Origin of the sequence: Bacillus cereus (assembly GCF_002561295.1) — a bacterium.
GTDB classification, from domain to species: Bacteria; Bacillota; Bacilli; order Bacillales; family Bacillaceae_G; genus Bacillus_A; species Bacillus_A cereus_S.
Map to the genome: position 1 here is coordinate 1 of NZ_NTUG01000024.1, position 9,817 is coordinate 9,817.

The window sequence follows — 9,817 nt, forward strand, 5'->3', positions numbered from 1 at the left end:
TTTTTGCCTCGTCCGAGGGAGCGAAACGGCTGGAGATTTTAGCCGCTAGAGCTGGACATTGCTTACACCAAATTTTGAGGTGGGAGTATTACTGCCCGTTAGTGCGGGATAAATTGCAGTGCTCAGCATTCAAACAATTAAGAAAGGATGGGAAGTAACATGGCGTACGAAAGATTTGTATTATGGAATGATAAAATTATTGATACACATAAAACAGGACCGTACATACAATTAGAAGAACGTGGCTCGCAGTTTGGAGATGGTGTCTACGAAGTCATTCGTATTTATAAAGGAACCATCCACTTATTAGATCCGCATTTAACTCGATTATACCGTTCAATGGATGAAATAGAATTAACACTACCATTCTCTAAAGCAGAACTCATTACACTACTTTACAAATTACTCGAAAATAACAAGTTCGAAGAAGACGGCACGATCTACCTACAAGTTTCTCGAGGAGTACAACATCGTACACATGCATTCTCCTTTGACGTAATTCCTACAATCTATGCCTATATCTCACAAAAAGAACGCCCTGCTTTATGGATTGAATACGGAATACGTGCCATATCAGAGCCTGATGTACGTTGGCATCGCTGTGATATTAAATCCTTGAATTTATTGCCGAACGTATTGGCTGCTACAAAAGCAGAACGCAAGGGGTGTAAAGAAGCACTTCTCGTTCGTAATGGTATCATTACGGAAGGAAGTCACTCTAACTTTTTTCTCGTCAAAAATGGGACGCTTTATACTCATCCCGCTAATCATCTCATACTAAATGGGATTATCCGCCAATATATTCTGTCTTTAGCACATAAGCTACAAATCCCTGTTCAGGAAGAATTATTCAGCATTCGCGACGTTTATCATGCTGATGAATGCTTTTTTACAGGAACAACTGTAGAAGTGCTTCCGATGACGCATCTTGATGGTACCGCCATCCAAAATGGTCAAGTTGGAAGAATCTCCAAATTACTACAAAAAGCATTTGTCCAAAGCTTTTCTCCTTCTAACACCTCACGATCTTAAAGGTGAATATTTTTATGATTCAAATGATTAATATACGTATTTTCATTTAAAATCAAGGTAGCATCTGCACCTTGATTTTTTTTTGTAATATTTTTGACATATTCAGATTCCCTCATAACCCTTGACAGTAATCGACATGCCTTTTAGAATTTTTAACAGTTGGTAAATATTTCATCAATATATTATACAGACAGAAAGGAATCGACAAAACATGAAAAAATATCTTGCCGGTCTTGCGGCAGTGTCTGTAGCAGGAGGAGCAGCCCCAACATTAGATAGCGTTCAAGCTGCACCTGAAAACACACAAAAACCTGCTGCACAAGCTGTTCAAGCTGCACCACAAAACAATTCAAATTATACAGTTACTGCTGACGTATTACACGTTCGTTCAGGATCTAGTACTTCTCACGACATTATCTCCCGCGTATATGAGGGTCAAACATTAAACGTAATCGGTGAAGAAAACGGTTGGTTTAAAATTAACCATAATGGTCAAACTGGTTACGTTAGTGAAGAATTCGTATCAAAAAATGGTGCGAAACCAAACGTAAGTACAAGCGACAATAATACAGTTACTGCTGACGTATTACGTGTTCGTACAAACCCAAATACTTCTAGTTCTATTATGGGACGCGTATATGAAGGTCAAACATTAAGTGTAATCAGTGAAGAAAATGGATGGGTTAAAATTAACCATAACGGTAAAACTGGCTACGTTAGTGGACAATTCGTATCTGGCGTTTCTACAAATGCTGGGTCTTCAAATAACAACACAAATGTTCAGGAAGCAAGTGGAAACTATACAGTAAATGTATCTTCTCTTCGCGTTCGTACAGGCCCTAGCACTTCTCATACTACTTTAGGCTCTGTTCATAAAGGACAAGTTGTTAAAGTTACTGGAGAAGTACAAGATTGGTTCAAAATTAACTATGCAGGACAAACAGCTTACCTTAGCAAAGACTACGTAACAAAAGGCGGTTCTAGTAGCAATGTTACCGAGGGGAATGGTCAACAAGAAATCAATGATAATGTAACTGTTCAAACTGGCGGTACTTATGTTGTTAATGCAACATCATTGCGAGTTCGTACAGGCCCAGCTACATACCACGGTGTACTTGGTGGCGTATTAAATGGACAAACATTAAACGTAGTTGGCGCAGAGAATGGCTGGTTCAAAATTAATCATCACGGTAAAACTGGCTATGTAAGCAGTGAATTTGTAAAATTTGTTAAAGGTGGCACACCAACACCTGAACAGCCAACACAACCAGAGAAACCAGAACAACCACAAACAGCTGTTGGCGAATATTATATTAATGTTGCAGCATTAAATGTACGTAGCGGCGAAGGTACAAATTACAGCGTAATCGGTGCTCTTCCACAAGGTCAAAAAGTACAAGTTATTTCTGAACATTACGGTTGGAGCAAAATTAACTACAACGGTCGCACTGGCTACATAGGAACTCGCTTCCTATCTAAAACACCAGTTGGTGGCGCTGTAGATAATAACAATAACAATAACAATAACAATAACAACAATAATAATAACAATACAGGCAACACAAGCGGCGATACATCATCTATCCTTGCATATGCAAAATCAATGGCAGGTGTACCATACGTATGGGGCGGCACTTCTGCTAATGGCGTTGACTGCAGTGGTTACATTTTCCACGTATTTAACAAATTCGGTCACAACGTTAGCCGTCAAACTGTAGCAGGATATTGGAGCAGTCTACCAAAAACTTCAAATCCACAACCAGGCGATTTAATCTATTTCCAAAACACTTATAAACCAGGCCCTTCTCACATGGGTATCTATCTTGGTGGCGGATCATTTATTCAAGCCGGTGACAACGGAGTTAAAATCGTTTCAATGAATAACTCTTACTGGAGTAGCCACTTCTTAGGATATACAAAAGCACCTTAAATCATAGTTTCAGAGTCTTCTAGATTACTAGAGGGCTCTTTTTTATAGAATGATATAAAGTGAAACTTTAATCAGTGAGGGTCTTACCACTCGCAAATAGCTGGATAAAACAGCCATGAAAACAAAAGATGACCTACTCTCTTTTTCTCCCTTTGTTTTTAAACTCCGTATTGGACTAAAGACTTCTATCCATGGCTGGACCCTCTCTTCCCACCTAAAGGGAAGTTTTTGTCATCTTTTCTACTCTTACTTCTACAAATATGTTCTCATCCTCTTATTTCATACACCATATTCCATACAAATGTTTCTTAACGTTACAATAATAAATGCCTTCCCGCTAAAAAACATAACCTATTTTACTTCGATAAGATTAATATGTGTTTTCTTATGGAATTTTCTTTCTATTTAAACTTTTCGACAGACGTTTGACCTCTGAAGTCCGGTATGATAAGTTACTTAAGATACTATGTCCGTAAAAGTATAGACATCTGTTACTTATACTTTTTTACTATGAGAAAGGGGATTTACACTGCATGAATTTTTTATGGGGAATTGGCGGCGTGATTGGAGTTTTAGCAATTGCTTTCTTATTATCTTCTAACCGCAAAGCTATTAATTGGCGTACGATTTTAATCGCGCTAGCATTACAAATTACATTTTCATTCATCGTATTACGTTGGGATGCTGGAAAAGCTGGCTTAAAAGTGGCTTCTGACGGCGTTCAAGGTTTAATTAATTTTTCTTATGAGGGAATTAAATTCGTTGCCGGGGATTTAGTAAACACAAAAGGTCCTTGGGGATTCATCTTCGTAATTCAAGCACTACTTCCAATTGTATTTATTAGTTCATTAGTCGCAATCTTATATTATTTAGGTATTATGCAAAAATTCGTTAGTATCATCGGTGGTGCATTAAGCAAACTTCTTGGAACTTCTAAAGCAGAGAGCTTAAATTCCGTAACAACTGTTTTCTTAGGACAAACAGAAGCACCAATTTTAATTAAACCGTATTTAACACGTTTAACAAACAGTGAATTCTTCGCAATTATGGTTAGCGGTATGACAGCTGTTGCTGGATCCGTTCTTGTTGGGTATGCAGCAATGGGGATTCCGCTAGAGCACTTATTAGCGGCAGCCATTATGGCAGCACCATCAAGCTTATTAATTGCAAAGCTAATTATGCCGGAAACTGAAACACCAGATAACAATGTACAACTTTCAACAGAGCGTGAAGATGCGAACGTTATCGACGCAGCAGCACGCGGTGCATCTGAAGGGATGCAACTTGTTATTAACGTAGCAGCAATGCTAATGGCATTCATCGCATTAATTGCTGTATTAAATGGTCTATTAGGATGGATTGGTTCTTGGTTTGATATTAAGCTAAGCCTTGATTTAATCTTGGGATATCTTTTATCTCCATTTGCTATTTTAATCGGTGTTTCACCAAACGAAGCTGTACAAGCAGCTAGTTTCATCGGTCAAAAGCTTGCAATCAACGAATTCGTTGCTTACGCAAACTTAGGACCACATATGGCAGAGTTCTCTGATAAAACAAATATGATCTTAACATTTGCAATTTGTGGCTTTGCAAACTTCTCTTCTATCGCCATTCAATTAGGTGTGACAGGGACACTTGCTCCTTCTCGCCGTAAGCAAATTGCACAGCTAGGAATTAAAGCAGTAATCGCTGGGACACTGGCGAACTTCTTAAACGCAGCCGTAGCTGGTATGATGTTCTTATAAGTAAAACTTTAACCAATCAAGCTGATTCGAAATTTCGGATCAGCTTTTTTTATGCATGTATCCCCCTACTCCTAGCACATATTACATATAACAACCTATTTGTTAGGAGGTCAGATGATGAAACAAATGCCCAATCAAATTATACTATTATGGATTGTGCAAATTTTATTCTATTTCACCACAGTTCATATAAACTCATTTCCTTACGCCTTTTTCTTCACAATTATGTATGTACTCATCAACTTACTATTTCTATTCACTTCAAATAAGTTCGCTTTCATTTTGTTTGTTGCTGGAACTCTTCTCTCCGTCTTCTATTTATTTTATGAAGCATGGTTATATTTATGGAGTACTTCCACACAGCTTTCCTATATCATCGCTCATTTCCTAGCGATTACGAATTTCTTTCTTATTTACATATCGACCTATATGTTAAAAAAACTTGTGAATGAAAATAGACGCTTACAAAAGCAAGTTCAAACGCTCGAACAATATATCGGTGAAACAAAGCTATTAACAAGACAAGAGTTCGAAAAGCGTGGCTTATTACTCGAAACAGCTATGAAAAGACGTAGTGAAACGGGAATGATCATCTACTTTTCATTTTCCTCGTTTTCTATCTATACAAAGCATAGCGCTATGGATCGCGTTGCCTCTCTCCTACTCGATACCGTGCTGAGTGATTTTGATTTAGTTGGAAAATATGATGATAATACATTGGTCATTTTACTCCAAAATATAAATGAAGATGGTGTAAATATTGTCCTAAAGCGCCTTGAGCACAAATGGCAAGAATGGTTCACAGAAGAAGCTATTTCCAAAATCAAAATAAAACAAGAACAACTTGGAGGGCAGATGTTAACGACATGATGACACTTATTCTTCTCCTATTATTTCTTCTATTTTGTTTGCTTGTTTTTTGGGTTAGTACTATTTTTTCTATTAAATATGTGCTTATTTTTACAGCTTTCTTATTTTCAAGCTTACTCGTCTACTATTCCTTACTCACAATTGCCGGTCTTGTTCATCGAAATCGTAAGTTAAAGAAGCGGACATTAGAACATTATCCTAGCGTAGATATTCTAATTCCTGCTCATAATGAAGGCGTTGTGATGATGGATACGCTAACTGCAATGGCAAATATTAAATATCCCGGAAAACTTACCATTTATTTATTAAATGACAATTCCAAAGATGAAACTGGGGAAATTGGCGATGATTACGATGAAACCTATGCTCGCATCAAACATATTCGTGTACCACCTGGAGAACCAAAAGGAAAATCACGTGTATTAAATTATGGACTCAGCATATCAAGCGGAGAATATTTTTGCGTATACGATGCTGATAATCAACCTGAGCCCGATGCTCTCCGCATGCTTGTTGAATACGCAGAAACGACAAAAGATGCCGTCGGTGCCGTCGGTCATGTCCGCACTGTTAACGAAAAACGCAACTGGCTTACTCGGATGATCTCTCTTGAGTTTCAAATCTTCCAGCTACTCATGCAATCCGGACGTTGGCTCTTATTCCAAACTGGCTCATTAACAGGAACGAACATGCTCCTGCGCCGCTCTGCACTTGAAGAACTTGGTGGCTATGACCCTTACGCCATTGCTGAAGATGCAGAACTCACATTACGAATTACACAAAAAGGTTATCTATTACCAATCGTACCCGAATCCATTACATGGGAACAAGAACCAGAACATTTACACATCCTTATTAAGCAACGAACACGCTGGCTCCAGGGCAATTTATATATTTTAGAAAAGATGTTTTCCTCATTCAGCTTCTTTAAAGGAAAATTACTCGTTCACTCCTTGCAACAAGTATTAGTATACGTTGTCTTTTGGCTGTTCTTAATCATCTCAAATGTATGGTTTATTATTGGCCTACTTGGTCTCTTTCAAATCAGCTATGCCATTCCCTTACTATTTATGTGGTACGTCGCCTATATCACATACACATCACAACTCTTTAGTGCACAAAGTACCGAAAATACATTCACACCAACAAACATATTTATCAGTATCATCATGTATTTCACATACGCTCAGCTCTTTACTTACCTATTTGTTAGAAGCCTCATCCTATACTTACGTGCAAAAAGCAAAAAACAAATTATCGGGTGGGATAAAACAGTGAGGTATAAAAAATAAAAGCGGAAGCGGCTCGTTCAGAATGGGAGACGAAAGCAGCACGTAAAAATTAAACAAACGTTTGATTAAAAAAATAAGCACAGAGCGCCGTATGCTCTGTGCTTATCTTTATGTTAAATCTATATATCGGACAAATACCCCTTAGTCGAAAGTAACTTTCACGTCCATCCCCCAACGAACGATCTACTTTCATTTATATACGAAAAAGTGACTGCTATTTTTGTAAAACCAATTGCTTCTCTTGTTGTTCTTTAGATACTTCAGTTTTTGGTTCCGTGTTTTCTTGGACATTGCGATGTGCCACACGTTTCAAACAAATATGCTTCCACTTTCTTTCGTAACGCTTCATTATTCTAGTTGTCCCCCTTGAATACGCTTAAAAACTATTTGAAATCGCTTACAGGAAATAATATAGCACATATACGGAAAAGTGACAACACATTTCCGACAAATTTTTGACAAATTTTTGGATTACTTTTGACAATATATCGATAGTTCGACACGAATTATCTATTATTCGACAACTGACAACCGTTAAAAACGCACACACTAAAAAAAGAGCTGATTCTGAATCAGCTCTTTTCTTCTATTATATTATTTTTTATGATGATGGTGATGTCGACCTTCCTTTTGCAATTCTTTAAATAGAGCTGCAATCATAAAGAAAATAACAAATACAAACGGAAATGCTGCGATAATTGAAGCTGTTTGTAAAGCTTCTAGTCCACCGACATATAATAAAATCGATGCTAGTGCTGCTAGTACAATACCCCAAACAAATTTAATACGGTTTGGCGGGTTTAGACTACCATGCGTCGTTAACATCCCAAGAACAAATGTCGCTGAATCTGCTGATGTAATAAAGAATGTTGAAATCAATAGAATCGCAAGAACAGATAATGCTGGTCCTATACTCCCCATATGATCTAACAAAGCAAATAAGCCTACCTCTGTACCCATCTCCTTAATTTGTCCGTAAATATTCGCTCCCTCAAACAACTCCATGTGAATGCCAGTTCCTCCAAATACAGAGAACCAAAGCGCACCAATAATTGTTGGAACGAGTAACACACCAATTACAAACTCACGAATCGTACGTCCACGTGACACACGTGCAATAAATGTACCAACAAATGGTGACCATGCAATCCACCATGCCCAATAGAAAATCGTCCATGATTGAATCCACTGGTTTCCACCCTCATTTAATGGACTTAAACGAAAGCTCATACTCGGCAACTCTTGAATGTACGAACCGATTGTAGAAGTAAAGTAATTCATAATAAAGTTTGTTGGACCTGCAAATAATAAAATCGCCATAAGTGCAAATGCTAAAATAATATTCGTATTACTTAAATATTTAATACCTTTATCTAACCCTGTTTGAGCAGATAATAGATATAAAACCGTTACGATTCCAATAATAACTAACTGTGTTGTTAATGAGTTTGGAATCGAGGTTAAATAGCTAACACCACCTGCAATTTGTTTTGCTCCTAGTCCTAACGAAGTTGCCACACCAAACACTGTTGCAAATACAGCTAACACATCAAACATATGTGCAATGCGGCCGTGTTCGCCACCCTTAAATAACGGACCAACTGTTGCACTAATCGTACTTGGCTTTCCTTTTCGGAATGTGAAATAAGCGATACATAATGCTACAAGTGCATACAAGCCCCACGGATGTAAACCCCAATGGAAGAATGAAAAGCGAAGTGCAAGACGTGCACTCTCTTCTGTGGCACTTTCTCCAAATGGAGGTACGTATAAATGATTTAACGGTTCAGCAACGCCCCAGAAGATCAAACCGATTCCCATACCAGCACTAAATAACATAGCAAACCATGTCATATAACTATAATCAGGTTCATCATCATCTTTACCTAAACGGATAGAACCGTACTTTGAAACAATTAAAAAGATAGCAATCCCTAAGAAGATAGAAACAGAAATAATATAAAACCACCCAAACTTACTAACCAACGCAGTTTGAATTGCAGTAGTTACATTTCCTAAGCTACCTTGTCCAATTATAGATTCGGGAATAATCCCCCAAATTGTAAATGCGATACATAATGTTAATGAGACAATAAATGTTTTTGTCAGTTTCCTCATAAAATCCCCCTTTTGTAGGTTTCTTTTCTTCGTAAAATGACCCTAATCCCGATATGTTAAATCGGATAAAGTGAACTATTTCTTGTGGTGATTTTCTTCAAACTCTCTAAAATCAGCCTTCACCAATTAGAATTCTGATGGACAGTTCATCTTCCATATAATCGTTTGAACTATAAAATGGAGATGCGACCGCCAAATCGTGCGAGATAGATGCGGATGGGAATATGGATTCCCAAAAAATGGTGCGTTACAGTTGTAAAAAGGGCAAATATATCGATTGCCACTCTTTCTTTTTGTAACAATTATGCGGTTGTTTTGTCAGGATATTGTACGTATTTATAAATTCACAAACAAAATGTTTATGTTTATATAACTATTTTAGGCATAATTCGATGAAATTCTCAAGGAATGTAACACTTTAGTAAACATTTCGTAATACCTACGTAATATTATTATCTTCGCTGAAAAATCCCCTTTGTATTACAAATCATAAATATATCTACTAAACCTCCTAAAAACATGGAATAAAAAACGCTTTCTATCATTTTTTTCTACATTACAGAGTATTAATGCTTTGTTACGAATGGTTTGTAATTGTGTGTTTTCCCAAATTCCGAAAAAAACTGTTGCTATAATGAGGACACGAAAACAAACGCAATGGAGGCTATTATGAAAAAATTAATCGGTATAGCAACAGCAGCAGTTTTTGGTCTTGGGATTTTCACTACTTCTGCTCAAGCAGAAACTGTTGTAACAACAGACGTATTAAATGTACGAGAGAACCCAACTACTGAATCAAAAGTTGTAGGAAAATTATTAAATGGTCATAA

The 9,817-nt window shown here is 37.3% G+C and carries 7 protein-coding genes and 1 pseudogene; 6 read left to right on the top strand and 2 right to left on the bottom strand.

From position 1 onward, the window contains the following. Nucleotides 1-147 precede the first annotated feature (147 nt). From CN373_RS15105 to CN373_RS15125, 5 genes are all read left to right on the top strand, one after another. Nucleotides 148-1,032 (top strand): D-amino-acid transaminase, encoded by an 885-nt coding sequence (locus tag CN373_RS15105; RefSeq protein WP_098359616.1) that lies wholly within the window; start codon nt 148-150, stop codon nt 1,030-1,032. A 211-nt stretch (nt 1,033-1,243) separates the two neighbouring features. Beyond that, the gene (locus tag CN373_RS15110; protein ID WP_098359617.1) at nt 1,244-2,962 is read left to right on the top strand and encodes an SH3 domain-containing protein; all 1,719 of its coding nucleotides are present in this window, start codon (nt 1,244-1,246) and stop codon (nt 2,960-2,962) included. A gap of 533 nt (nt 2,963-3,495) precedes the next feature. After that, nucleotides 3,496-4,707, top strand: coding sequence for a NupC/NupG family nucleoside CNT transporter (locus CN373_RS15115; protein ID WP_098359618.1), 1,212 nt, complete (start codon nt 3,496-3,498; stop codon nt 4,705-4,707). A 117-nt stretch (nt 4,708-4,824) separates the two neighbouring features. Beyond that, nucleotides 4,825-5,577, top strand: coding sequence for a dGTP triphosphohydrolase (locus CN373_RS15120; RefSeq protein ID WP_098359619.1), 753 nt, complete (start codon nt 4,825-4,827; stop codon nt 5,575-5,577). Continuing rightward, nucleotides 5,574-6,869 (top strand): glycosyltransferase family 2 protein, encoded by a 1,296-nt coding sequence (locus CN373_RS15125; protein ID WP_000988650.1) that lies wholly within the window; start codon nt 5,574-5,576, stop codon nt 6,867-6,869. Before CN373_RS15120 ends, CN373_RS15125 begins: the two co-directional genes overlap by 4 nt. Nucleotides 6,870-7,083: 214 nt before the next feature. Here the strand turns inward: CN373_RS15125 and CN373_RS26030 are convergent, their stop codons facing one another. Both CN373_RS26030 and opuD read right to left on the bottom strand, forming a co-directional pair. Then, nucleotides 7,084-7,218, bottom strand: coding sequence for a hypothetical protein (locus CN373_RS26030; protein ID WP_000833063.1), 135 nt, complete (start codon nt 7,216-7,218; stop codon nt 7,084-7,086). 245 nt (nt 7,219-7,463) lie between these two features. Beyond that, on the bottom strand, nt 7,464-8,987 hold the full coding sequence (gene opuD / locus CN373_RS15135; protein ID WP_001230121.1) for a glycine betaine transporter OpuD: 1,524 nt from the start codon (nt 8,985-8,987) through the stop codon (nt 7,464-7,466). Nucleotides 8,988-9,644: 657 nt separating this feature from the next. Between opuD and CN373_RS15140 the strand changes: the two are divergent. After that, nucleotides 9,645-9,817: pseudogene (locus CN373_RS15140) on the top strand (enterotoxin); the annotation flags it as partial.

Bases quoted from the DNA above. Each gene is read 5' to 3' on its own strand.
- CN373_RS15105 (WP_098359616.1), top strand. From the start codon at position 148: ATGGGAAGTAACATGGCGTACGAAAGATTTGTATTATGGAATGATAAA.
- CN373_RS15110 (WP_098359617.1), top strand. From the start codon at position 1,244: ATGAAAAAATATCTTGCCGGTCTTGCGGCAGTGTCTGTAGCAGGAGGA.
- CN373_RS15115 (WP_098359618.1), top strand. From the start codon at position 3,496: ATGAATTTTTTATGGGGAATTGGCGGCGTGATTGGAGTTTTAGCAATT.
- CN373_RS15120 (WP_098359619.1), top strand. From the start codon at position 4,825: ATGAAACAAATGCCCAATCAAATTATACTATTATGGATTGTGCAAATT.
- CN373_RS15125 (WP_000988650.1), top strand. From the start codon at position 5,574: ATGATGACACTTATTCTTCTCCTATTATTTCTTCTATTTTGTTTGCTT.
- CN373_RS26030 (WP_000833063.1), bottom strand. From the start codon at position 7,218: ATGAAGCGTTACGAAAGAAAGTGGAAGCATATTTGTTTGAAACGTGTG.
- opuD (WP_001230121.1), bottom strand. From the start codon at position 8,987: ATGAGGAAACTGACAAAAACATTTATTGTCTCATTAACATTATGTATC.